This is a genomic window from Streptomyces boluensis, assembly GCF_009908195.1.
Taxonomy (GTDB): Bacteria; Actinomycetota; Actinomycetes; order Streptomycetales; family Streptomycetaceae; genus Streptomyces; species Streptomyces boluensis.
Genome location: NZ_JAAAHS010000085.1, coordinates 1 through 23,427, shown reverse-complemented (window position 1 = coordinate 23,427; position 23,427 = coordinate 1). Strand labels below are relative to the sequence as shown.

The window sequence follows — 23,427 nt, the reverse complement described above, 5'->3', positions numbered from 1 at the left end:
CTCCCCTTGTAGCCCGGTCCGCCCGGCGGGAGGATGAAGGTCTCATGGGTCAGCCGCTGATACTCGGCCGCGGGGCGCGCCTCGTCGGGAGGGGCGCCTGCGCGGTGGTCGCGCTGGTCTCCGTCGGGTGGATCGTGCGGGACGTGGTCGCCGTCGGTGGCCCCGGCCAGGTGTGGTGGATGTGGGCGGGCGTGCCCTCGGCGGGCGACGCGGGACAGGGCGTCGGGGCCAGCGGTCCGACCGATCTGACCCTGGCCCTGGTCTGCTCAGTCGCCGCGAGCACCGCCGCGAGCGCGCCCTCGGTGCTCGTCGCCGCCGGAGTGCTCACCGTCGCGCTGCGCCTGCCCAGCCTGTGGATCCTGACCTCCGACTGGACCCGGCTCTGGGCCGACGAGGGCCTGCGCACCCTCGCCCTGACCGGTGCGGCCGTCTCCGTGGCGGGCGGTGTCGTCATGCTCGGGGCGGCCGTCGTGGGGCGGCGCGCACCCGGCCACGGTGCGGCGGCCGTCCGGCCCGTCGCCGTCTTCCTGCTGCTCGGCGCCACCGCGTGCGTGCGGGCCGCGTGGGAGGTCAACCGGTTCCGGGAGTACGGCTGGGAGGTGTACCGGGGCGCCCTCGTCGGCAGCCGCAACAACGTCCTGTCCCTGCTCCACACCCCGGCCGCCTGGCAGGCGCTCACCTTCGTCGCGTTCGCGTCCGTCGCCGCCGTCGCGGCGCTGCGGCGGCGAGGGTCCGCTCGCCCGCTCGGCCTGGCCGCGGCCACCGTCGCCGTGCTGTGGGGCGCCCTCGGCCTCAGCGCGGCCGTCAAGGGCGGGCTCTACCGCGACCTCGGCTCGCTCCCCCTCAACGCGCAGCTCAGCCTGGCCAGTTCGCTCTGGTACGTCATGGCCGGCGCGCTGCTCCTCGTCCTGCTCGCCCGGCGCGGGACTGACGCCGCGCCGCCCGGGTAGGCGCCGGAGCGAGTTCGCGTACGCACCCCGTACGCGGTTCCGCTCCGGCCCGCCTCCCGTCTCACCTGCCGAGCGGATCACATGCCGAGCGGATCACATGCCGAGCGGATCACATGCCGAGCGAACGCTTCAGGAAGTCCACCTGGAGCAGCAGCAGGTTCTCCGCGACCTGCTCCTGCGGCGTCATATGGGTCACCCCCGACAGCGGCAGCACCTCGTGCGGGCGGCCCGCGGCGAGCAGCGCGGAGGAGAGCCGCAGGGTGTGCGCCATCACCACGTTGTCGTCGGCCAGGCCGTGCACGATCATCATCGGCCGCGCGGGCTCCACCGCGCCGGACAGCCCCTCGTCGGTCACCAGGGAGTTCTCCGCGTACACCGCGGGCTGCGCCTTCGGGTCGCCGAGGTAGCGCTCCGTGTAGTGGGTGTCGTACAGCCGCTGGTCCGTGACGGGCGCACCCACCACCGCCGCGTGGAAGACGTCCGGGCGGCGCAGCGCGGCGAGTCCGGCGAGGTAGCCGCCGAACGACCAGCCGCGGATGGCGACCCGCGACAGGTCGAAGGGGAAGGTCTCCGCGAGCGCGTGCAGAGCGTCGACCTGGTCGTCGAGGACCACCGCGGCCATGGTGTCCCTGATCTCCTTCTCCCAGGCGGGACTGCGCCCAGGCGTGCCCCGGCCGTCCGCGATCAGCACCGCGAAGCCCTGATCGGCGAACCACTGCGACGTCAGATACGGGTTGTGGGCGGCCACCACGCGCGCGTGGTGCGGCCCGCCGTACGGATCCAGGAGAACCGGAAGCGGACCGTCCTCCTCGCGGTAGTCCGTGGGGAGCAGGACGGCGCACGGAATCCGCCGTGCGCCCGCCTCGGTGAGCGTCAGCCGCGGCGTGATGCCCGGCAGCTCCGCGTACGAGGCGATCTGCGCGAGCTGCTTGCCGTCCCGCAGCACCTGCACCTGCGCGCCGGGGTGTCCGGGGCGTGCCGAGACGAGCACGGTCACCCCGCCGGAGCGCACCGCGGAGTGCACGCCCGGCTCCTGCGAGATCCGCTCCACGCCCAGTTCGTTGACCCGGTACACATGCGTCTCGCCGGTCTCGGCGCTCTTGGCCGCCGTCCCCGCGGACGCGGCGACGAGCACGTCCTCGTCGGCGATGTCGAGCACCGCGCGGACCTGCAACTGCGGTCCTGTCAGCGGCCGTTCGCCGACGCTCAGGACCCGCGCCCCGCCCTCGTCCGCGATCCGCACCAGCTGACCCGACGGCGTCCACGCGGGCGCGCCCGGCGACAGCTCCAGCCAGTCCGGGTCCTCGTCGGCGTGCACCATCCGGGTCGAGCCGGTGTCCGGGTCCACCGCCAGGTACAGCTGGCCGCGCTGGTCCCGCGACTGCACGAGCAGCAGCGGCGCCCCCGCCGACGACCAGTGCACGCGGTTCAGATACGGGTACCTGGCCCGGTCCCAGGCGACCTCGGTGCGGGTGCCGTCCAGACCGAGCACGAACAGCCGCACGTCCGCGTTGGGCGTGCCCGCCGCCGGATACGCCACCGGCGCGGGCTCCCGCTCCGGGTGCGCCGGGTCGGCGATCCACCAGCGCTGTACGGGGGCGTCGTCCACCCGCGCGACGAGCAGCCGGTCCGACTCGGGCGACCACCAGAACCCGCGCGAACGCCCCATCTCCTCGGCCGCGATGAACTCCGCGAGCCCGTACGCCACCGTGTCCGCCGCCGCGTCCGGAGCCGGGTCGGGCGCGGCGAGGGCCCGGTCGTCCTCGCCCTCGGCACCCACCACGCGCAGGGCGCCGCCGCTGACGTACGCGACATGGCGGCCGTCGGGGGAGGGGCGCGGGTCGATCACCGGTCCGGGGACGCGCAGTTCACGTGCCGTGCCCGCGCGCAGCTCGGCGGTGAAGAGGCGGCCCGACAGCGCGAAGGCCGCCAACTCCACGGCGGCGTCCGTGGCGTAGCCGACGATGCCCGCGCCGCTCTCGCGGCTGCGCTCGCGCCGGGCCCGCTCCCGCGCGGACAACTGCTCGCTCGCGCCGCGCAGCAGGGCCACCGGATCCGCGGCGACCCGCTCCGCGATCTCGGAGTCCGCGGCGGCGTCGGCGTCGAGGACCCAGAGCACGGAAGCACGGTCCGTACCGGAGCGGGAGCGCAGGAACACCACCCGCGCGCCGTCCGGCGAGACGGTGAACGCGCGGGGCGCACCCAGGCTGAAGCGCAGGGTGCGCGCATGTCGGCGAGGAAACGACGGCGGAAGGGCCTGTGGGGACAGTGGGGAGGTCATGCCCCGAGGCTACTGATCGCGCCGCCGCCATGCGCCCCTCGTGCTGCCATGCACCGATCCATGCCTTCACACGGAAAGTTATGATCCGTAGCGCTGGGTGGGTATACCCCTACTGAGTCCGAACGGGCTTACGAGCACCCGGTGTTGAGGCGGCCCATGCGGCCGCCCGCTTGCTGTCCGACGTCCTTTCGTCCCCTGGAGGTGAACCGCCGTGGCCCTGTCGATTTCGGCGGTGGTGCTGTTCGCGATCATCGTCGTCATCCTGGTCAAGAAGTCAGGGTTGAAGGCGGGTCACGCGGCTGTCTGTGTGCTGCTCGGTTTCTATCTGGCCAGCTCCTCGATCGCTCCCACGATCAGTGAGGTCACGACGAACGTGGCGGGCATGCTGGGTGACCTGAAGTTCTGACGGCGGGGGTGCCGCGGGCTCGTAGGCTTGGGGCATGACGGATTTGGCGGACCGGCGTCTGCTCCTGGTGCACGCGCACCCCGACGACGAGTCGATCAACAACGGCGCGACCATGGCCACGTACGCCGCACAGGGCACCCATGTCGCGCTCGTGACCTGCACGCTCGGGGAGGAGGGCGAGGTGATTCCGCCTGCCCTCGCCCACCTCGCGGCCGACCGCGAGGACGGGCTCGGCCCTCATCGCGCCGTCGAACTCGACGCGGCGATGAGGGAACTCGGCGTCACCGACCACCGCTTCCTCGGCGGCCCCGGACGGTTCCGCGACTCCGGGATGATGGGCGTCGAGCAGAACCACCGCGCGGGCGCCTTCTGGTCCGCCGACGTGGACGAGGCCGCGGCGCTGCTCGTCGAGGTGATCCGCGAGCTGCGCCCCCAGGTCCTCGTCACGTACGACCCCGACGGCGGTTACGGCCACCCCGACCACATCCAGGCCCACCGCGTCGCGACCCGCGCCGCGGAGCTCGCCGCCGACCCCGCCTTCCGTACGGACCTCGGCGCCCCGCACGAGATCGCCAAGATCTACTGGAACCGGGTGCCCCGCTCCGTCGGCGAGCGCCTCTTCACCCGGCTCCGCGAGGACGCCGGGGTGCCGTGGACCGCCGCCGAACTGGCCGACGTACCGGGCGTGGTGGACGACGACCGGATCACCACCGAGATCGACGGCCGCCCGTACGCGGCCCGCAAAGCCGCCGCGATGCGCGCGCACGCGACCCAGATCGCCGTCCGGGAACCGTGGTTCGCGCTCTCCAACGACCTGGCGCAGCCGCTGTTCGACATCGAGTACTACGAGCTGGTGCGCGGCCGCTCGGGCGCGGCACCCGGAGCGCGCGAGAGCGACCTCTTCGCGGGCCTGCCGGAGCACGCCGCGACCGCCGAGCGCCCCCAGGACGACCGAGGAACGGTGACGACGTGAGTACGACAGGAAACGCCCCCGGAGGCTTCATGGCCCAGCCCCTCAGGCCCGGCCGGATCGCGCTTTTCGTGGTCCTCGTCGCGGTCGGAGCCGTCGCGGGCGCCGCGGGCGCCCTCGTCCAAGCCGCCTGGTTCCCGGGCGGGTTGGCGCTCGCGCTGCTCGCCGCGGCCGGTGTCTGTTACGGCGGGTCGCGGGCCACCGGCACCCGCAGCGGCGGCTTCGCGGCCGGGGTGGGCTGGCTGGTCGCGGTGATCCTGCTGACGACGAGCAGGCCCGAGGGCGACTTCGTGTTCGGCGCCGGAACCGGCTCGTATGTCTACTTGTTGGGGGGTATGGCCGTGGCTGTGATGTGTGCCACGGTTGCGGTGCCTTCGCAACCGGTGCGCCCCACCGGCCGACTTGGGAAGTGACGTACCACTTTGGGCCTCCGGGCGCACGGGATTGACTGCGGTCGCCCGCTGCCCGCCGGGAGCGGCCAGTATGGTGGTGCGCGCCGCCGAGCTGCCCGCGCAGGCACTGTGCTTATTCCGATAGAGGATCGGCGGGCGGCGGAGCCGATCGGGAGAACCTGCCTTGAGTCGTGAAACTGACAGTTCGTCCTCCGGGCCCCAGGGGCGCGGTGGAGCCGCGTACCCCTCGGGGACACCGCCGTACGGACAGCCCGGCGGCGACGGTGCCGACGGCGCCGACCCGTCCCCCTGGCGCCAGCTCCCCGAGCACGAGGCCGAGCAGCCCGCGACCCCGGACGGGCCGGAGACGCAGACCACGCTGACCACCCGCATCCGGATCAACATCCCCGGTTCGCGGCCCATCCCGCCGGTCGTGATGCGCACCCCCGTCGGCGACAGCGACAGCGCGGAGCCCGCGGGCCCCTCGTCGCCGCTCGCCGGCCGCGAGCCGGCCGGACCGCCGTCGGGCGGCGCCCCCGCCGGTGCCCCGTCCGGTGCTCCTTCGGGTGGTTCCGGCCTTCCGCGCAGGCCGGCTCCCGGCGCTCCGGGTGCTCCGGCAGCCCCCGCCGGGTCGACCGGCTCGGCCGGCTCGGGCGGTGAGTCGACCAGTGACTGGTTCGCGCCCCGCAAGCAGGGCAAGTCCTCCGGTGCCACGCCTCCCGGCGGCACGCCCTCCGGTGGCGCTCCGTCCGGCGGTGCCCCGTCCGGTGGTGCTCCTTCCGGTGGTCCGGGTGCGCCCAGGCTTCCCGCCGCCCAGGGCGGTGGCCGACGTGGCGACCTGCCGTACTTCTCCGGTCCCGGCGGTGACAACGCGCCCGGTACGCCCGGCACTTCAGGCCCCGCCCCGGCCGACCAGGGCGGCGCGGGCAACCCGTCCGGGCCCCGGCCCAGCCGCTTCGGCCCGGGACCGGCCGGTACGCCGAGCGCGCCCGCTGGTCCGTCCGGCCCGGCTGGTCCGGCTGGTCCGACGGCGCCGACGGGGCCGACGGGTGGTCCGGCCACCGGTGACGGCCCGGTGCTTCCCGCCGCGTTCCGCAAGAGCGCGGGCGCGGGCGGCGGCATCGGCGCGGGCCCCGGCGCCCCGACCGGTCCCGCCATGGCCGACGACACCGCCCTGCTCAACCCGCGGACCGGCGAAGGGCCGCCGCCCGGCGGTCGGCACGTCTCCGGTGACACCCTGACCAGCGGCATCCCCGTGGTGCCCGCAGGCCCGCAGTCCGACCCCGTGTTCCCGCAGCACGGCACGCACACCCCGCACACCCCGCCGGTACTCCCCGACCCGCCCGCGCCCCGGCGCGACGAGGACGACACCCCTGCCTCGGCGGCGCCCCCGAAGAAGAAGGGCCGCAACAAGCTGGTCCTGATCGGCGCGGCCGTCGTCGGCGTCACCGGGATCGCGTACGGCGCAGGGCTCCTGATGAACCACTCCGACGTACCGAAGGGCACCACGGTGCTCGGTGTCGACATCGGCGGCGGCACCCGGGACGAGGCGGTCAAGAAGCTCGACGCGGTCCTGGAGGAGCGCTCGGCCAAGGCGCTGCGGCTCTCCATCGACGGCGACGAGGCCACCCTCAAGCCGTCCCAGTCGGGCCTGTCCGTCAACACCCAGGAGACCGTCCGCCAGGCCGCCGGGAGCGACTACAACCCGGTCTCCGTGATCGGCTCCCTCTTCGGCGCCGAGCGCGTCGTCGACCCGGTGATGCCCACCGACAAGGAGAAGCTGCGCGACGCCCTGCTGCGGGTCGCGGGCACCTCGGGCACGGCCGCCGAGGCCACGATCGAGTTCCGCCCAGGCAAGGCGGTCCCGTCGTACGGCAGGTCCGGCAAGTCGCTCAACCCGCAGGGCTCGGTCACCGCCGTCGAGGCGGCCTATCGCACCCAGGTCGAGACGGGCAGCGCGGAACCGGTCCAGCTCCCGGTCTCCGCGGCCGACCCGAACATCCCGAAGGCCGAAGTCGACCGCATGATGAAGGAGTTCGCCACCCCGGCGATGTCCGGACTCATCACGGTACGTACGGACGCGGCGCACACCGTGTCGTTCAGCCCGGAGAAGTCGATCTACAAGTTCGTCAGCGTGCAGCCGGGCCAGCGCGGCAAGCTGGTGCCCAAGTACGACCTGGCGGCCCTGGAGGCGCTGTACGGCAGCGCCTTCGACGGGGTGCGGATGGAGATGGCCGACGGCTCCAAGAAGCCGGTGACGCCGCAGCTCGTGGCGCAGGCCGTGAACCGCGCCCTGGTCGGCGCGACCCCCGCCGAGCGCATCGTCCAGATCGGCCCCCAGCAGCAGAACTGAGTTCACCTCACACGTACGCGGCACGACCCCCGAGGGCCGTGCCGCGTACGTGTGTGCGTGGGCGCCCCGGAAGTGGCTCGGCGACGGCGCCCCGCGCGCACCCGTGTCAGTTCAGCATCGCCCGAGCCTCGCGGGCCTCCCGCCGCACCCGCTCCGCGGCCTCCCCGTCGACGGTCTCGACGACCTGCGCGTACTCCTCCAACTCAGCCGCCCCGGCGATGAACTCACCGCAGCGCACCAGGAGTTGAGCCCGCTCGTGGCGCAGCCGGGCCGGGTGCGAGGGGAGCAGCAGCGCGAGTTCCACCGCCCACAGGGCGACGTCGGAGCGTTCGAGGCGGGTGGCCGCCCAGGCGCGGATGTTGTTCAGGATGCGCACCATGATGTCCAGCGGGTCCGCCGGGCGCAGCATCGACGGGTCGAGCGGCGCCCCCGTCGCACCCGCCACCAGCCGCTCCGCCTCCGTGCCCGCGAGGATCCGGCCGCCGTCGAAGGGGTCGGCGAGCACCTGGTCCTGTGCCGGTCCGAACCCGACGACGAAGTGCCCCGGCAGCGCCACCCCGTACACCGGCGCACCGGCCCTGCGGGCCACCTCCATCCACACCACGGAGAGCAGGATCGGCAGCCCGCGCCGCCGCCGCAGCACCGAGTGCAGCAGGGACGACTCCAGGCGCTGGTAGTCGGCGGCCGCACCGCGGAACGCGCAGCGCCCGCCGAGGAGTTCGGCCACCGCCGTGGCCCAGGCGTGCGGGCCGCCGGGGCGGAACGGCAGCAGTCCGGCGAGCCGGTCGAGCTCGATCTGGGCGGCGTCGATGCCGGCGTCGTCGAGCGCCGGGTCGGCCTCCGCGGCGAGCAGCAGGCAGAGCAGCGCGAGGTCCGGCCGCTCGGCGCGCGCCTCGCGCGCGAACCGCTCCCGCCGGTCCGTGGGCTCCGGTTCCATGGGTGCCTCGTGTCCGCTCACGCCGACCGGCTCACTCGGCCGCTCGGTAGTGGTGGTAGCTGTGGTGGGCGGCGAACCCCATGCCGCCGTAGAGCGCCCGCGCCGCGTCGTTGTCGTCCTCGACCTGCAGCCACGCCGCCGACGCCCCCTCGTCGAGGGCGCGGCGGGCGAGCGCCGCCATCACGGCCGAGCCGAGCCCCTGGCGCCGCTGCTCCGGGTCGACCTCGACGGCCATGAACCCGGCCCAGCGCCCGTCCACCACGCACCGCCCGATGGCCGCGGGCGCCTCGCCCGCGCCGGGCACCGAGGCGAACCAGGTCGAAGGGCCACTGCCGAGCACCTTCGTGACCTGCGGCCCCGGCGTCCCGAACCGCTGGTAGCGGCGCAGCCACCCCTCGTCGTACGACCGCGCGAGCCGTACCCGGTCCGTGTCCGCGTCCAGGTCGCCGACCGGGGCGAGCGCGCCGGTCCACACCTGCGCGCTGACCTCGCGCACCCAGCCGCGCCGCGCGAGCTCCGCGCCGAGCAGCTCCTGCGTGCCCTCGGCGCCGGTCGCGATCTGGATGTACGCGGGCAGCTCCCGCTCCGCGTACCAGCCGCGTACGTACGCGAGCGCCTCGTCCAGGGGCAGGCCGGGGTCGCCGAGCGGCAGAACGGAGTTGGCGCGCCGGGTGAAGCCGGCGGCCGACCGCAGCCGCCAGTCCCCGAGCGGCTCGCTCTCGACCGGTTCCCAGGCCCGCGCCGTGACCCGGGCCAGCTCCTCGAAGGAGGCGGCGGGGCCGCGCCGGCGGGCCGGGGCCGCGGGGACGACCTTCCCGGCGACGAGCGTGGATTCCGCGATCCGGACGGACTCGCCACCGCGGCGTGTGATGAGCAGCACACCCTCGGTCCACGATGTGAGAACGCCCACCGTGTCGGTGAACTTCTCACCCGGGATTCCGGCGTCGCTCAAGCACCGAACCGACACTCGTTTCCCCACGTCAGTAGGCTTGATGTGGACTTCGAGGAGCCCGCCTCCGATGATTTCCACAGCTCAGTCCGCCCCTCCTGTTCGGATCATGACCCGGAACGGAGATACTAGGTGCGGGCATCGACGACGCCGCGCTCCCGCGCGCCAGGCGGCGGAGCCTGAGGAGGCCCGCCAGCGCCCTATCGAGGAGGAACGACAGCGTGACCTACGTCATCGCGCAGCCTTGTGTCGACGTCAAGGACAAGGCGTGCATCGAGGAGTGCCCGGTCGACTGCATCTACGAGGGCAAGCGGTCCTTGTACATCCACCCGGATGAGTGCGTCGACTGTGGAGCTTGTGAGCCGGTGTGCCCGGTCGAGGCGATCTTCTACGAGGACGACACTCCGGAGGAGTGGAAGGACTACTACAAGGCGAACGTCGAGTTCTTCGACGAGCTCGGCTCGCCCGGTGGTGCCAGCAAGCTCGGCCTGATCGAGCGCGACCACGCCTTCATCGCCGAGCTGCCGCCGCAGAACCAGGAGCAGTAAGCGGCCAGCGGCCCAGCACCACGCCCCGGTCCCGTACGGCCTCTGCTGCCGCACGGGACCGTGGTGTTTGCGTAGTACGTACGAGAAAGTGAGCAGCCCCGTGAGTCCAAGCGTGGGCGCGGTCTCTTCGCGCCTCCCCGTCTTCCCCTGGGACAAGCTGGAGCCGTACAAGGCGACAGCGGCAGCGCACCCCGGCGGCATCGTCGACCTGTCGGTCGGCACCCCCGTCGACCCGGTGCCCGACCTCGTCCAGAAAGCGCTGACGGCCGCGAGCGACAGTCCGGGCTATCCGACCGTGTGGGGCACCCCCGCACTGCGCGACGCGATCAGTGGCTGGTGCGAACACCGCCTGGGTGCCCGCGAGGTCACGCACCGCAACGTCCTGCCGGTGGTCGGCTCCAAGGAACTGGTCGCCTGGCTCCCGACCCAGCTGGGCCTGGGCCCCGGCGACCGGGTCGCGTACCCGCGCCTGGCCTACCCGACGTACGAGGTGGGCGCCCGCCTCGCCCGCGCCGAGTACGTGGCGTACGACGACCCGACCGAGCTCGACCCCGAGGGCCTGAAGCTGCTCTGGCTCAACTCGCCCTCCAACCCGACGGGCCGGGTGCTCTCCAAGGACGAGCTGACCCGCACGGTGGCGTGGGCCCGTGAGCACGGCGTGCTGCTTTTCTCCGACGAGTGCTACCTGGAGCTCGGCTGGGAGGCGGAGCCGGTCTCGGTGCTGCACCCGGACGTCTGCGGCGGCTCCTTCGAGGGCATCGTCGCCGTCCACTCGCTGTCCAAGCGGTCCAACCTGGCGGGCTACCGCGCGGCGTTCCTCGCGGGCGACGCGGACGTGCTCGGCGAGCTCCTTCAGATCCGCAAGCACGGCGGCATGATGACGCCCGCCCCGGTGCAGGCGGCCACGATCGCGGCGCTCGGCGACGACAGCCACGTCACGGAGCAGCGCGCCCGGTACGCGGCCCGGCGCGCGGCCCTGCGCGACGCGCTGCTCGGCCACGGCTTCCGGATCGAGCACAGCGAGGCGAGCCTGTACCTGTGGGCGAGCCGCGGCGAGAGCTGCTGGGACACCGTGGCGCACCTGGCCGGCCTCGGCATCCTGGTGGCGCCCGGCGACTTCTACGGCCCGGCGGGCGATCAGTTCGTACGCGTCGCGTTCACGGCGACGGACGAGCGGGTGGCCGCGGCGGTCGAGCGGCTCGCGTAGCCACTGGCTCAACGCACGGAAGGGCCCGGGGAGTTCACGCTCCCCGGGCCCTCGTCGTACGGGTGCGGTACGCGGCGGCGCCGGGCCGTCCGTCGTACGCGGCGGTGACTAGCCGAGCGGGAGGCCGCCCATGAGCGCGCCCGTGGGCAGGCCGCCCTTGGTCAGTGCGTCCGTCGGCAGGCCGCCCTTGGTCACGGCGTCCGTGGGCAGGCCACCCGCGAGCGCGTCCGTGGGCAGGCCGCCGATCAGGTTCGGTACCGCGCCCTCGGTCACGGCGCCGGTGTCGGGCAGGTCGCCGGTGGGCAGGCCCTCGACCGGAAGGCCGTCCTTGGTCGCGGTGGACGCGGTCTCGCCGAGGACCTCGCCGGCGCTGCCGGCCAGGCTGCCGGCGGTGCGCTGCACGGCCGGGGTGGCGGTCTTGCCGGCCTTGCCGACGGTCTTGCCCACGGTCGGAACGCCCTGCTCGATGGCCTTGCTGCCCGCCTCGCCCGCGACGCCGGTGGCGTTCTGCGCCGCACCGTCGAGGGTGTTGCCCAGGCCCTCGCCGTCCAGGGCGGTCAGGCCGCCGAGGTCGGGCGTGGCCGGGAGGTCGACGGCGCTCGCGGAGCCGGCCGCACCGACCACGGAGGCTGCGCCGGCCGCGCCGAGCAGCGCGGCACGGGCGATCCGGCGGGTCAGGGGGAGGGACATGATGCTCCTTGTGTGACGGAAGAGAACGTTGGTGTTGTCCGCCTGGTGCGTCCGGCCTCGACCGGTCCACGGACGCCGTGACTACCGCTCGAAGGCCACGAAGGTTGCGGGACGGCAACGTAAAGAGTTGGTAATGCGTCGCATTATCGGCTGCGGCTAAAAGCGGACAAACAAAGAGCAAAAGGTGCCACTCGGCCCGGTACTGCAGAATCCTCTTTTCCCTTGCCCCACAAGGGATTTGGGGATGGTGCCGAAGCTGACGACCGAGGGCGTTCGCGGAGTCGTCCCACGCTGACCCGACTCGCTCGATCGGGTGAGGGTCCGCACTACTGGGCGGTGACGATCACTACCTCGTCCGCACCACCCGAGCCGTGCGCGCCCCGCGCGCCCGCGCTCCGGCCGTCCGCCCGGTCCGTCACCTTGCGCCACTTGTGCCCGGAATCCGAGGCGCTCCACTCGCGGCCCGCGTACGAGACCCGGTCCACCCGCAGCGCGGAGGCGTGCGCCACCGCCCAGTGCGCCAACTCCCAGCCGCGCCGCCCGCCGCGGCCGTCCGCGGCGACCGTCGCGGACACCGGCACCGCCACGGCCCGCCCCTTCGGGGCCTTGCCGTCCCCGGTCCGCTCCGCGCCCGCGTCCGGCTCGTCCGGCAGCACGTCCGGGCCGAAGTCGCGGACCAGGGCGGCGCGTACCTCCGCCGGGTCGCCGGGCTCGCTCGCCGGTTCGGTGCCGCAGGTCAGCGTCGCGGCGGCCCGTCCGGTCAGCGCGGCGGCGAGCAGCGCGGCGTCCGGCTCGTGCTTCGCGTACGCCTGCGGGTAGCCGCTGCGCTGCACCCGCTGCGCGGCGACGGTGAGCGGAAGGCGTGAGTAGCCGGGGACCTTCTCCAGGTACTCGTAGAACTTCCCGGCCGAGTACACCGGGTCCATGATCTGCTCCGTGTCGCCCCAGCCCTGCGAGGGCCGCTGCTGGAAGAGGCCGAGCGAATCGCGGTCGCCGTGGTCGATGTTGCGCAGCGCGGACTCCTGCAGGGCGGTCGCGAGGGCGATCGTCACACCCCGCTCCGGGATGCCGCGCGAGGTGCCGACCGCGGAGATCGTCGCGGCGTTCACCGCCTGCTGGGTGCTCAGTTCGTACGTCGCGCCGTCGCCGCCCGCCGAGACCACCCGGCAGCCGGGCGCGGGGCGGCCGCCGCCCTCGTACTGCAGCACCAGATAGCCGGCCAGCGCGAGCAGCACGGCGACGGCCGCTCCGGCACGCAGGAGGCGGCCGCGCCTGAAGAGGGTGGGGGGCTGCTCTGGCACGCGGCCCACCGTACTGGAGTCCGGGATACGACTGGCACGGCACCTGTGTGAAGGGACGGCGTAGGGTCCGGGGCATGTCCGAAACCGCATCCGAAACCGCACTTGACCTCACCCAGGACGCCGCCCGGCTGACCGCCCAGCTCGTCGACTTCCCGTCGGAGAGCGGCAGCGAGAAGCCCTTGGCCGACGCGATCGAGACGGCCCTGCGCGCCCTGCCGCACCTGACGGTGGACCGGCACGGCAACAACATCGTGGCGCGTACGCGGCTCGGCCACGCCGAACGCGTCGTGCTCGCCGGGCACATCGACACCGTGCCGATCGCGGACAACGTGCCGTCCCGGCTCGACGACGACGGCGTCCTGTGGGGCTGCGGCACCTGCGACATGAAGTCCGGGGTCGCGGTCCAGCTGCGGGTCGCCCAGACCGTGACCGCGCCCAACCGCGACCTGACCTTCGTGTTCTACGACAACGAAGAGGTCGCCGCCCACCTCAACGGGCTCGGACATGTGGCGGAGGCCCACCCGGACTGGCTGGAGGGCGACTTCGCGATCCTCCTCGAGCCCAGCGACGGCCAGGTCGAGGGCGGCTGCCAGGGCACCCTGCGGGTCTTCCTGAAGCTGTCCGGGGAGCGCGCCCACTCCGCGCGCGCGTGGATGGGCGACAACGCGATCCACAAGGCCGCGCCGATCCTCGCCCGGCTCGCGGAGTACGAGCCGCGCAAGCCGGTGGTCGACGGGCTCCAGTACCACGAGGGCCTCAACGCCGTCCGGATCGAGGGCGGCGTCGCCACCAACGTGATCCCCGACGCCTGCACCGTGGTGGTCAACTTCCGCTACGCGCCGGACCGTTCCATGGCCGAGGCCGAGCAGTTCGTACGGGACTACTTCGCGGACTGCGGGGTCGAGGAGTTCGTCGTCGACGACCACACCGGCGGCGCGAGGCCCGGACTCGACCACCCGGCGGCGGCCGCGTTCATGGCCGCGGTGGGCGGCGAGGCCCGCCCCAAGTTCGGCTGGACCGACGTCTCCCGCTTCAGCGCCCTCGGCGTACCCGCGGTGAACTACGGGCCCGGCGCCCCGCTGCTCGCGCACAAGGCCGACGAGCGGGTGCGGACGTCCGAGATCCTGGTCGCGGAGGAGCGGCTGCGGGCCTGGCTGGAGTCCTGAGCACGGGGCCGCCGGGGCTCTTTGCGTCGGCGGCCCGCGGTTGTTCACGTCGATCTTGCTCGTCATGACGCCGTTCGTCACGGTCGTCGGCCTACGCTGAAACGGCAACACTGTCAGCGGAAGGGGACGTTCATGGGCAATCCGGAAGCACAGGGTCCGCTGGAGGAGCAGCGCCTCGGGCCGGTCGTGCGACGCCGTGAACAGGTCACGCCCGGCACCACCGACCAGCGCCTCCTCGACTCGGAGGGCGACTCGGAGTGGGTGCACACCGACCCCTGGCGGGTCATGCGCATCCAGTCGGAATTCGTGGAGGGCTTCGGCGCGCTCGCCGAACTCCCGGCCGCGATCAGCGTGTTCGGCTCGGCCCGCACACCCGTGGGTTCACCCGAGTACGACGCGGGCGTACGCATCGGCCAGGCGCTCGTCGAGGCCGGGTTCGCCGTGATCACGGGCGGCGGCCCCGGCGCGATGGAAGCGGCCAACAAGGGCGCGCGCGCGGCAAGCGGCATCTCCGTCGGCCTCGGCATCGAGCTGCCCTTCGAGCAGGGCCTCAACCCGCACGTCGACATCGGCGTGAACTTCCGCTACTTCTTCGTCCGCAAGACGATGTTCGTGAAGTACGCGCAGGGCTTCGTGGTCCTCCCCGGCGGCCTCGGCACCCTCGACGAACTCTTCGAGGCGCTCACCCTCGTCCAGACCCGCAAGGTCACCCGCTTCCCGATCGTGCTGTTCGGCACGGAGTACTGGAGCGGGCTCGTCGACTGGCTCCGCGACACCGTGATCGCGGGCGGCAAGGCGTCGGAGCACGACCTGACGCTGTTCCACGTCACGGACGACGTGGAGGAGGCGGTCATGCTGGTGACGAAGGAGGTCGGGCGCTGATAGGTGCCTGACGCCCCCGCACGCGCGCGTGCGGGGGCTTTTTCGTACGACCGCGGGGCCGTGCCCTCAGGCCAACCCGCGCCGCGCCACCGCCGGAGCACGATGCCCCGCGATCGTCGCGACCATGTCCAACACCTGCCGCGTCTCGGCGACTTCGTGCACCCGGTACACCTGCGCGCCGAGCCACGCCGACACCGCGGTGGTCGCCAGGGTGCCGATCACCCGCTCCTTCACCGGCCGGTCCAGGGTCTCGCCCACGAAGTCCTTGTTGGACAGCGACACCAGCACCGGCCAGCCGGTCTCCACCATCTCCCCGAGCCGCCGCGTCGCCTCAAGGGAGTGCCGGGTGTTCTTGCCGAAGTCGTGCCCCGGGTCGATCAGCACCGACTCGCGCGGCACCCCCAACTCCACGGCCCGCTCGGCCAGTTGCCGGGTCACCCGCAGAATGTCCGCCATCACGTCGTCGTACGCGATCCGGTGCGGCCGGGTACGCGGTTCGGCGCCGCCCGCGTGCGTGCACACCAGGCCCACGCGGTACCGCGCGGCCACCTCCGCCAGCTTCGGATCGACGCCGCCCCACGCGTCGTTGAGCAGGTCGGCGCCCGCCTCGCAGACCGCCTCGCCGACGTCGTGCCGCCATGTGTCGACGCTGATCACCACGTCCGGGAAGCGGCGCCGCACCTCGGCCACGAAGCCGACGGTGCGCCGGGCCTCCTCGGCCGCCGACACCTCTTCGCCCGGACCGGCCTTGACCCCGCCGATGTCGATGATCGCGGCGCCCTCCGCGACCGCCTGCTCCACGCGCGCGAGCGCGGGTTCGTCGCGGAACGTGGCGCCCTGGTCGTAGAAGGAGTCCGGGGTTCTGTTGACGATCGCCATGATCACCGGCTCGTGCGCGTCGAACTCACGCCGTCCGAGCCGCAGTGGGCTACGCATCCCCTGATTCCTCCTCGCATCGGTCGCCTGCGACCTTAACTGTCGGTGGCGCATGGCACGATCGGACGTGGCGACCCTCCCCGGCGTCTCGGCAGAGACCGCGGGACGGCTCGTCCGACAGGGAGACTCTGTCAGTCCGCACTCTTCGCGTGTCCGGCGGCCCGGCCCGGCGCGCGGCCCGTACCGGGAGATGGTCGTGTTCTGGTTCCTGCTCATCGCGCTGGTCGTGGTGGTCGCCGCGGTCACCCTCGCCGTCGTGGGCGGCGGCGAGTCCACCGCGCTGCCCGAGGCGGCGCCCGAGCGGCTCTCCGACCCGCTGCCGGTGACCCGCCCGGTGCACCGCGCGGACGTCGAGGAGCTGCGCCTGCCCGTCGCGCTGCGCGGCTACCGCATGGCGGACGTGGACGACGCGCTCAGCCGCGTCGGTGCCGAACTGGCCGAGCGGGACGCCCGGATCGCCGAGCTGGAGGCCGCCCTCGCGGGCGCGCAGGCCATGGCGGTGGACGCGGGCCGAGCCCTCGTCGACGAGCAGCACGCGCCTGAGGAGCAGCACGCGCCAGAGGCGCCGCCGACGACACCCGCCGACCAGCCGCCCAGCGACCAGCCGCCCGCCCCTGAGGAGCCGCAGCGATGACCGAAGGCACCGCCGTGCCGGGCCCGGACGGCGCCCTGCGCTGCCCCTGGGCCCTGTCCACCGAGGACTACGTGGCGTACCACGACGAGGAGTGGGGCCGCCCGGTCCACGGCGACGACGCGCTGTACGAGCGGCTCTGCCTGGAGGCGTTCCAGTCCGGCCTCTCGTGGATCACGATCCTGCGGCGGCGCGAGGGATTCCGGCGCGCGTTCGCCGACTTCAAGATCTCCGCGGTCGCCGCGTTCACGGACGACGACGCCGCCCGGCTGCTCGCCGACCCGGGCATCATCCGCAACCGCGCCAAGATCGCCGCGACCCTCGCCAACGCCAAGGTGCTCGCCGGCTGGGCGCCGGGCGAACTGGACGCGCTGATCTGGTCGTTCGCGCCCGAACGCGAGGGCCGTCCGGTGCCGCGCACGATCGCCGACGTGGCCGCGATCACCGCCGAATCGACCGCGCTCTCCAAGGAGTTGAAGAAGCGCGGCCTCCGCTTCGTCGGCCCCACGACGGCGTACGCCCTGATGCAGGCCTGCGGCCTCGTCGACGACCACCTGCACGACTGCGTGGCCCGCCGCGCGTGAACCGCGCGGTTCAGCGCCCCAGGTACTTCGGCCGCTCCTTGGCGATGAACGCCTCGACGGCGATGTGATGGTCCGCCGACGCGCCCGCCCGCGTCTGGAGTTCGTCCTCCTTCTCCAGCGTCTCGCCGAGGCTGTGCCCGGCGCCGTACGCGAGGGACTCCTTGATCGCCGCGTACGCGAGGGTCGGTCCCGCGGCGAGCGCGCGGGCCGTCCGCTCCGCCTCGGCGGCGAGCTCGTCGGCGGGCACCACCTTGTTGGCGATGCCCAGCTCGTACGCCTCCTGCGCCTTGACGCCGCGCGGGAACAGCAGCAGGTCGGCGGCGCGGCTCTGCCCGATGAGGCGGGGCAGCGTCCAGGAGACGCCCGAGTCGGCGGTGAGCGCCACCCCGGCGAAGGATGTGTTGAACGAGGCGGTGTCGGCCACCACGCGGTAGTCGGCGGCGAGGGCGAAGCCGAAGCCCGCGCCCGCGGCGACGCCGTTGACCCCCGCGACGACCGGCTTGGGCATCTCGGTGAGGGCCCGCACGATCGGGTTGTAGTGCTCGCGCACCGTGCTCATGGTGGCGCTTGTGCCCGCCTCGCGGTCCTCGGTGAGGCGGCCGATGTGCTCCTTGAGGTCCTGGCCCACACAGAACGCCCGGCCGGTCGCGGTGATCAGGACGGCCCGCACCTCGGCGTCGGAGGCCGCCTTCAGGAGCGCGTCGCGCAGGGCGACCTTGGCGTCCGTGTTCATGGCGTTCATCGCGTCGGGGCGGTTCAGGGTGATCGTCGCGAGTCCGTCGCTCACCTCGTAGAGCACGGTGTCGGCCATGTCGGGATCCCCTCCGTCGGGTGCGCCCGGCGGCCGGTCGTGGCCGTGGGCGAGGGTCGGTTCAGCGTCGTCAGAGCACAGCATGACGGAGATCATCGGGGCCCGACATGGGCTCCGGGATGTGACCTGCGTCAAACAATCGAGGTCCGGCAGGGCATACGAAGTGGCGCAGTATCGCAGTCACATCGCCGAATTGCGTGGTTTTGGTCGAGTGCGTTGCGCAAGCGATGCAGACCGATGTTGGTCATCGGGTCCTGCGATGCGGGATAATGGCTGGGAAGCAATGTGTTCGATGCCGGTGACACAGCGCCTGCTCATGGCGCCTCCGGTTGCGATGAGCTGGTTTCAGGAAGGGGAACGAGCATGGCGGCCATGAAGCCGCGGACGGGCGACGGCCCGCTCGAGGTGACCAAGGAGGGGCGGGGCATCGTCATGCGCGTTCCGCTCGAAGGCGGCGGTCGGCTCGTGGTAGAGCTGACTCCGGACGAGGCCCAAGCACTCGGCGAAGAACTCACGAAGGTCGCCGGCTGACGCGGGAAGCGCTCACCAATTTTCAACTGCCCCGGCACACTAACAGCGTGCCGGGGCAGTGTCGTATCCGGGGACCGGAGGCCCGCTACAGGGCTCCGATCAGCGCTTCACTGCGCAGAGCAGCCCGTCGCCGAGCGGCAGTATCGACGGCACCAGATCGCTGCTCTCCCGCACCGCGCGCAGCAGTTCGCGCAGTTTCACGACCTCCGCGGGCTGCGGTCCCGAGTCGACCGTACGGCCGTCGGCGAAGACGCCCTCGAAGCAGACGAGACCGCCGGGGCGCAGCAGGCGCAACGATTCAGCTAGGTAGTCCAGGAACTCCGTGCGGTCGCCGTCGCAGAACACCAGGTCGTATCCGCTGTCCGCGAGCCGCGGCAGTACGTCGAGGGCGCGGCCGGGGATGAAACGCGCGCGGTTGCTGGCGAACCCGGCGGCGCGGAAGGCCTGCCGGGCGAACTGCTGGCGCTCGGGTTCGGGGTCCACGGTGGTGAGGACGCCGTCGGGGCGCATGCCGTGCAGGAGGTGGATACCGGAGACTCCGGTTCCGGTGCCGATCTCGGCGACAGCCTTGGCGCCCGCGGCCGCGGCGAGCATCCGCAACGCGGTTCCGGTGCCGGGCGTCACCGCGCGAAGCCCCGACTCCCGGGCGCGCTCCCGGGCCCAGTGCAGCGCTTCGTCCTCGACGACAAAGGCGTCCACGAACGCCAAGGTCGGCTGACGGTTGCCGGTAATGACCCTCTCCTGTCCCCGTGGTCGACGGCCTTCGGCCTGCCGGTGACTGTATCCGTTGGGGCCGGGAACCCGCAGATGGGACCGGGCGTTAAGAAGGGGTGGAAAGGAAAGCCGGGACATGAGGCCCGACTTCCAAATTCGCGTAAAAACGCTTATCCGGAGCTAACGGGCGAGGTGGCTATGGTAGGGGCTCCACTGGACACCACCAGAGCCGACAGGGGAGGTGCGGCTGCGACTGAGGGCCGGGGAAGGCTGTCGCGACTGCGGCGCCGCTTCCTCAGGTCGGCGGTCGAGCCGAAATCCGTGACCAACACCGCTGACCGATACCGCGCCGCCGACTCCGCGCAGACCGCGACCTTTGCCGCAGACGCGGATTCCCAGGCGTGGACTCCGCCCACCTGGGAGGAGATCGTCAGCACGCACAGTGGCCGCGTGTACCGCCTCGCGTACCGCCTGACGGGTAACCAGCACGACGCCGAGGACCTCACCCAGGAGGTTTTCGTGCGCGTCTTCCGGTCCCTGTCGACGTACACCCCGGGCACCTTCGAGGGCTGGCTGCACCGGATCACGACCAATCTCTTCCTCGACATGGTCCGCCGCCGCCAGCGCATCCGCTTCGACGCCCTCGGTGACGACGCGGCGGAGCGGCTGCCCAGCCGTGAGCCCTCGCCCCAACAGGTCTTCAACGACACGCACTTCGACGCCGACGTGCAGCACGCGCTCGACACCCTGGCGCCGGAGTTCCGCGCCGCGGTCGTCCTGTGCGACATCGAGGGCCTGTCGTACGAGGAGATCGCCGCGACCCTGGGCGTCAAGCTCGGCACGGTCCGCAGCCGGATCCACCGCGGCCGGTCCCAGCTCCGCAAGGCCCTGCAGCACCGGTCGCCCCAGGCCCGCGCCGAGCGTCGTTCGTTCGCGGTCACCGGTGTGCCCGTTCTGGGAGGAGGGGGCGCGACGGCGTGAGCGGATCACGGCATGACCCTGCCGACCGGCACCTGGCCGAACAGCACCTGGGAGACAGGCTGGCCGCCCTGGTGGACGGCGAGTTGAGCCACGACAGCCGCGAGCGTGTGCTCGCGCATCTGGCGACCTGCGCCAAGTGCAAGGCCGAGGCCGACGCACAGCGCAGCCTGAAGACGTACTTCGCCTCCACGGCGCCCCCGCCGCCCTCCGAGACTTTCCTCGCCCGGCTGCAGGGACTGCCCGCCGGGGGCGATGACGACCGCGGCGGCTTCGGCGGCGGACCGGTCACGGACGCGATCTTCGGCGTGCGCCCCGACAGCATCTTCAACTCACCGCGGGACACCTTCGGTTACGACCCTTCGGGCGCCCATGGCGGCGTCCTGCCCGGCTCCGGCCTGCCCGACGGGACGCGGGAGCGAGGTTTCCGTATCCACGACGTGGGGCGGTCCGCGCAGGAGCGGGCGGCCGCCTCGCGCGGGCGCCGGTTCGCCTTCGCGGCGGCGGGCGCCGTCTCGCTCGCGGCGATCGCGCTCGGCGGGGTCTCCACGGGCGCGCCCGCCGCGGGTGACGCCTCGGCGGACCCACGCGGCTCCAAGGCGAGCCCGATGCGTACGCAGGGGTCGAACAGCAGCAGCGCCCGTGAGGCCCAGCGCCGTCGCGGTGGTGGCCCGCCCGTCGGCGCGCAGCAGGCCGGCAGACCCGGCGCGCTCGCGGCACCGATGGCGGCCTCGGGGACGGGGGCGCCGCAGTTGCCGGGAGCGCCTTTCCTGCCGCATCGGCCGCGCGCCCTGCAGGACACGGTGGTGTCACCGATGCTCGCGGGTTCCACCGCGCTCTCCCCGCTGATCCGCCGTCCGGCTACCGGGTTCCCGCAGTTCCCGGTCGCGGCGGCGGGTGCGGGCGAGGGCGACGGGAAGCGGTCAGGGGCGTCGAAGGCGCGGCCTTCGCCCTCGGCGAGCGCGACCCTTTCGTCCCGCCGCTGACCTCCTCGTACCCGGTCGTCTGCACGACGGTTCGCAAACCTGGTTGAATCCTCGGTGTTCCGTGCCGCCCTGAGTGGGGCACGGAGCACGAGGACTCTGATCGAGCGGCGAGCCGCCGCGTGGCTGCCCGCGGGCCCTGCCGCGGACCGGTTGTGGGGAGAGCATGGACGAGGGCAAGCCCACCGGGCCGAAGGCGAAGTGGTGGAGCCGCCCAGCCGCACGGGGCGCCGAGCGGGGGCAGACGCCGGACGAGACGTCGGGGACGCCGCAGACCGCTGTGTCGCGGGTCGAGCCGGAGCGGATACCGGAGCGGATATCCGAGGAGCAGTCGCAGGACCGGATACCCGAGGAGCAGTCTCAGGACCGGATACCCGAGGAGCGACCGCAGGACCGGACAGCCGAGGACGGGGACGTGAACTCCCCGCCGTCTCAAGGTAGTTCGACCGGTGTCGTCCTGGCCAAGGGGCGCCCGGAACCCATAGCGGACGCTGAGGGCTCCGGTGGGCGTTCCGGTGACCGTTCCGGTGGGCGGCCCAAGCCGCTGCACGACCCCGACCCTTACAGCACGCCGCCCTACGGCGAGCCCGGCCCGTGGGCCCCGGCGCCGCCCGTGCAGCGGCCGGTACCGACTCCCGCGCAGGGCACGCCCGTTCCGGGCCCGGCGGCCACGCCGGCGCAGCCCACCTCGGCGTACGCCACACCGCCCACCCCGGCCGCGCCCACCGGGAACACCCCCGCGAACGGCACGCCCCCACACGGCACCCAGCACCACGGCACCCAGCAGCACGCCGCGCAGCACCACGGCACCCAGCCCCAGAGCGCCCCGCCGCACGGCACAGCGCATCAAGCCGCACCGCAGCAGCCCGCACCGCAGCAGCCCGCGTCGCAACAGCAGCAGCCCGCGCCGCAGCACCAGCAGCCGCAGCCGCAGCAGCAGGCGCCGGCCGGGCAGTGGCAGCAGTACGACCCGTGGCGGGCGCCGCAGCCGCTCGCGCAGCCGCTGTTGCTGCCCGACGGCCCCGCGCCCGCGCGGCGGCCGAAGCGGGGGCGGATCTTCCTCGCCGCGATGGTGCTCGCCCTGGTCGCGGGCGGTGTCGGCGGCGGCGTAGGCGCGTACATGGAGCGGCACGGCGGCATCTCGACCGTCGAACTCCCGCAGGCGGACGGGGAGTCGAAGGAGCGGGCGCCGGAGAGCGTCGCCGGGATCGCCGCGAGCGCGCTGCCCAGCGTGGTCACCCTGCACGTCAGCGGCGGCAGCGCACAGGGCACCGGCACCGGCTTCGTGCTCGACGACAAGGGCCACATCCTCACCAACAACCACGTCGTGGAGCCCGCGGGCGACGACGGCGAGGTCTCCGTGACCTTCAGCGGGGGCGAGGCGGCCAAGGCGACGGTGGTCGGCCGCGACTCCGGGTACGACCTCGCGGTGGTCAAGGTCGCCGGGGTGAGCGGGCTCAAGCCGCTGCCCCTCGGCAACTCCGACAACGTCCAGGTCGGCGACCCGGTGGTGGCCATCGGCGCGCCCTTCGACCTGTCCAACACCGTGACCTCGGGGATCATCAGCGCCAAGGAGCGCCCGATCACCGCGGGCGGCGAGGAGGGCGACGGCAGCGACGTGTCGTACGTGGACGCGCTGCAGACCGACGCCCCGATCAACCCCGGCAACTCGGGCGGGCCGCTGGTCGACCACAAGGCGCGGGTCATCGGCATCAACAGCGCGATCCGCTCGGCGGGCAACGGCTCCGAGCTCGACGGCGGTCAGTCCGGCTCCATCGGCCTCGGCTTCGCCATCCCGATCAACCAGGCCAAGCGGGTCGCCGAGGAACTGATCAACACCGGCAAGGCCACCCACCCGGTGATCGAGGTCACGCTCGACACCCGGTACAACGGCGACGGAGCCCGGGTGGCGAAGGAGGGCGCCGACGGGGCGCCCGCGGTCAGCAAGGGTGGCCCCGGCGACAAGGCGGGCATCGAGCCGGGCGACGTGATCACCGAGGTGGACGGCCAGCGGGTGCACTCCGGCGAGGAGTTGATCGTCAAGATCCGCGCCCACCGGCCCGGCGACCGGCTCGAACTGACCCTGGAGCGCGGCGGCGAGGAGAAGACCCTGTCCCTGGAACTGGGCGCGGCGGGCAGCTGAGGGCCGGAGAGCCGGAGGGCCCGGCTCCGCCACGGTTGGCCTGCCGTGGGTGCACGGGCCCCCGCCACGGCCCCCGCCACGGGC

Annotated in this window: 23 protein-coding genes; 15 read left to right on the top strand and 8 right to left on the bottom strand. The window is 73.2% G+C overall.

Translation table 11 applies throughout. The features are described 5' to 3' along the window. Nucleotides 1-44: 44 nt before the first annotated feature. Entirely contained in the window at nucleotides 45-950 is a 906-nt protein-coding gene (locus GUY60_RS13825; RefSeq protein WP_161697456.1) for a hypothetical protein, read from the top strand. 109 nt (nucleotides 951-1,059) lie between these two features. Here GUY60_RS13825 and GUY60_RS13820 read toward each other — a convergent pair whose 3' ends face one another. Further along, nucleotides 1,060-3,231, bottom strand: coding sequence for a S9 family peptidase (locus GUY60_RS13820; protein ID WP_187370011.1), 2,172 nt, complete (start codon nucleotides 3,229-3,231; stop codon nucleotides 1,060-1,062). 211 nt (nucleotides 3,232-3,442) lie between these two features. Here GUY60_RS13820 and GUY60_RS13815 point away from each other — a divergent pair, with 211 nt between their 5' ends. From GUY60_RS13815 to GUY60_RS13800, 4 genes are all read left to right on the top strand, one after another. Beyond that, entirely contained in the window at nucleotides 3,443-3,637 is a 195-nt protein-coding gene (locus tag GUY60_RS13815) for a hypothetical protein (protein ID WP_161697454.1), read from the top strand. Between the two features lie 34 nt (nucleotides 3,638-3,671). Next, entirely contained in the window at nucleotides 3,672-4,610 is a 939-nt protein-coding gene (gene mshB / locus GUY60_RS13810) for an N-acetyl-1-D-myo-inositol-2-amino-2-deoxy-alpha-D-glucopyranoside deacetylase (protein WP_161697453.1), read from the top strand. 29 nt (nucleotides 4,611-4,639) lie between these two features. Continuing rightward, nucleotides 4,640-5,020, top strand: coding sequence for a DUF6113 family protein (locus GUY60_RS13805; protein ID WP_161697451.1), 381 nt, complete (start codon nucleotides 4,640-4,642; stop codon nucleotides 5,018-5,020). 163 nt (nucleotides 5,021-5,183) lie between these two features. After that, the gene (locus tag GUY60_RS13800) at nucleotides 5,184-7,352 is read left to right on the top strand and encodes a hypothetical protein (protein ID WP_161697449.1); all 2,169 of its coding nucleotides are present in this window, start codon (nucleotides 5,184-5,186) and stop codon (nucleotides 7,350-7,352) included. Between the two features lie 106 nt (nucleotides 7,353-7,458). Here the strand turns inward: GUY60_RS13800 and GUY60_RS13795 are convergent, their stop codons facing one another. Next, a complete protein-coding gene (locus tag GUY60_RS13795; RefSeq protein WP_161697462.1) occupies nucleotides 7,459-8,289 on the bottom strand; it encodes a transglutaminase-like and tetratricopeptide repeat-containing protein in 831 nt (276 codons plus the stop codon). 31 nt (nucleotides 8,290-8,320) lie between these two features. Continuing rightward, nucleotides 8,321-9,319: a GNAT family N-acetyltransferase gene (locus GUY60_RS13790; protein ID WP_161697447.1), complete on the bottom strand. Its 999-nt coding sequence runs from the start codon at nucleotides 9,317-9,319 to the stop codon at nucleotides 8,321-8,323. A 140-nt stretch (nucleotides 9,320-9,459) separates the two neighbouring features. On the opposite strand from GUY60_RS13790, the gene fdxA reads away from it, so the two are divergent. Together fdxA and GUY60_RS13780 are read left to right on the top strand one after the other, a co-directional pair. Further along, nucleotides 9,460-9,786, top strand: a complete 327-nt coding sequence (gene fdxA / locus GUY60_RS13785; protein ID WP_161697445.1) for a ferredoxin — start codon at nucleotides 9,460-9,462, stop codon at nucleotides 9,784-9,786. 112 nt (nucleotides 9,787-9,898) lie between these two features. Continuing rightward, nucleotides 9,899-10,993, top strand: coding sequence for a bifunctional succinyldiaminopimelate transaminase/glutamate-prephenate aminotransferase (locus GUY60_RS13780; RefSeq protein WP_161697460.1), 1,095 nt, complete (start codon nucleotides 9,899-9,901; stop codon nucleotides 10,991-10,993). A 108-nt stretch (nucleotides 10,994-11,101) separates the two neighbouring features. Here GUY60_RS13780 and GUY60_RS13775 read toward each other — a convergent pair whose 3' ends face one another. Next, nucleotides 11,102-11,683 carry an ATP-binding protein gene (locus GUY60_RS13775; protein ID WP_161697443.1) on the bottom strand — a complete coding sequence of 194 codons (582 nt, stop codon included), beginning with the start codon at nucleotides 11,681-11,683 and terminating at the stop codon, nucleotides 11,102-11,104. A gap of 326 nt (nucleotides 11,684-12,009) precedes the next feature. Then, nucleotides 12,010-12,984 (bottom strand): VldE C-terminal domain-containing protein, encoded by a 975-nt coding sequence (locus GUY60_RS13770; RefSeq protein WP_376771223.1) that lies wholly within the window; start codon nucleotides 12,982-12,984, stop codon nucleotides 12,010-12,012. 74 nt (nucleotides 12,985-13,058) lie between these two features. Between GUY60_RS13770 and dapE the strand changes: the two genes are divergently transcribed. Further along, nucleotides 13,059-14,150, top strand: a complete 1,092-nt coding sequence (dapE, locus tag GUY60_RS13765) for a succinyl-diaminopimelate desuccinylase (RefSeq protein ID WP_161697439.1) — start codon at nucleotides 13,059-13,061, stop codon at nucleotides 14,148-14,150. A 132-nt stretch (nucleotides 14,151-14,282) separates the two neighbouring features. Beyond that, on the top strand, nucleotides 14,283-15,032 hold the full coding sequence (locus tag GUY60_RS13760) for an LOG family protein (protein ID WP_161697437.1): 750 nt from the start codon (nucleotides 14,283-14,285) through the stop codon (nucleotides 15,030-15,032). A gap of 66 nt (nucleotides 15,033-15,098) precedes the next feature. On the opposite strand, the gene folP is transcribed toward GUY60_RS13760, so the two are convergent. Beyond that, the gene (gene folP, locus GUY60_RS13755; protein WP_161697435.1) at nucleotides 15,099-15,968 is read right to left on the bottom strand and encodes a dihydropteroate synthase; all 870 of its coding nucleotides are present in this window, start codon (nucleotides 15,966-15,968) and stop codon (nucleotides 15,099-15,101) included. 190 nt (nucleotides 15,969-16,158) lie between these two features. On the opposite strand from folP, the gene GUY60_RS13750 reads away from it, so the two are divergent. Together GUY60_RS13750 and GUY60_RS13745 are read left to right on the top strand one after the other, a co-directional pair. Then, on the top strand, nucleotides 16,159-16,602 hold the full coding sequence (locus GUY60_RS13750; protein ID WP_161697433.1) for a DivIVA domain-containing protein: 444 nt from the start codon (nucleotides 16,159-16,161) through the stop codon (nucleotides 16,600-16,602). After that, nucleotides 16,599-17,183: a DNA-3-methyladenine glycosylase I gene (locus tag GUY60_RS13745; protein WP_161697431.1), complete on the top strand. Its 585-nt coding sequence runs from the start codon at nucleotides 16,599-16,601 to the stop codon at nucleotides 17,181-17,183. The genes GUY60_RS13750 and GUY60_RS13745 overlap by 4 nt, the downstream gene beginning before the upstream one ends. Nucleotides 17,184-17,193: 10 nt before the next feature. Here the strand turns inward: GUY60_RS13745 and chcB are convergent, their stop codons facing one another. Next, the gene (gene chcB, locus GUY60_RS13740) at nucleotides 17,194-17,994 is read right to left on the bottom strand and encodes a 2-cyclohexenylcarbonyl CoA isomerase (RefSeq protein WP_161697458.1); all 801 of its coding nucleotides are present in this window, start codon (nucleotides 17,992-17,994) and stop codon (nucleotides 17,194-17,196) included. 363 nt (nucleotides 17,995-18,357) lie between these two features. Here chcB and GUY60_RS13735 point away from each other — a divergent pair, with 363 nt between their 5' ends. Next, a complete protein-coding gene (locus tag GUY60_RS13735) occupies nucleotides 18,358-18,525 on the top strand; it encodes a DUF3117 domain-containing protein (protein WP_161697429.1) in 168 nt (55 codons plus the stop codon). 99 nt (nucleotides 18,526-18,624) lie between these two features. Here the strand turns inward: GUY60_RS13735 and GUY60_RS13730 are convergent, their stop codons facing one another. Then, nucleotides 18,625-19,233: an O-methyltransferase gene (locus GUY60_RS13730; RefSeq protein ID WP_376771222.1), complete on the bottom strand. Its 609-nt coding sequence runs from the start codon at nucleotides 19,231-19,233 to the stop codon at nucleotides 18,625-18,627. 204 nt (nucleotides 19,234-19,437) lie between these two features. Between GUY60_RS13730 and sigE the strand changes: the two genes are divergently transcribed. The 3 genes from sigE (at nucleotide 19,438) to GUY60_RS13715 (ending at nucleotide 23,343) form a co-directional block, all read left to right on the top strand. Further along, nucleotides 19,438-20,220 carry an RNA polymerase sigma factor SigE gene (gene sigE, locus GUY60_RS13725; protein WP_161697424.1) on the top strand — a complete coding sequence of 261 codons (783 nt, stop codon included), beginning with the start codon at nucleotides 19,438-19,440 and terminating at the stop codon, nucleotides 20,218-20,220. Continuing rightward, nucleotides 20,217-21,203, top strand: a complete 987-nt coding sequence (locus GUY60_RS13720; RefSeq protein WP_161697422.1) for an anti-sigma factor — start codon at nucleotides 20,217-20,219, stop codon at nucleotides 21,201-21,203. Before sigE ends, GUY60_RS13720 begins: the two co-directional genes overlap by 4 nt. 163 nt (nucleotides 21,204-21,366) lie before the next feature. Next, nucleotides 21,367-23,343, top strand: coding sequence for a trypsin-like peptidase domain-containing protein (locus GUY60_RS13715; protein ID WP_161697420.1), 1,977 nt, complete (start codon nucleotides 21,367-21,369; stop codon nucleotides 23,341-23,343). The last annotated feature ends 84 nt before the right edge of the window (nucleotides 23,344-23,427 follow it).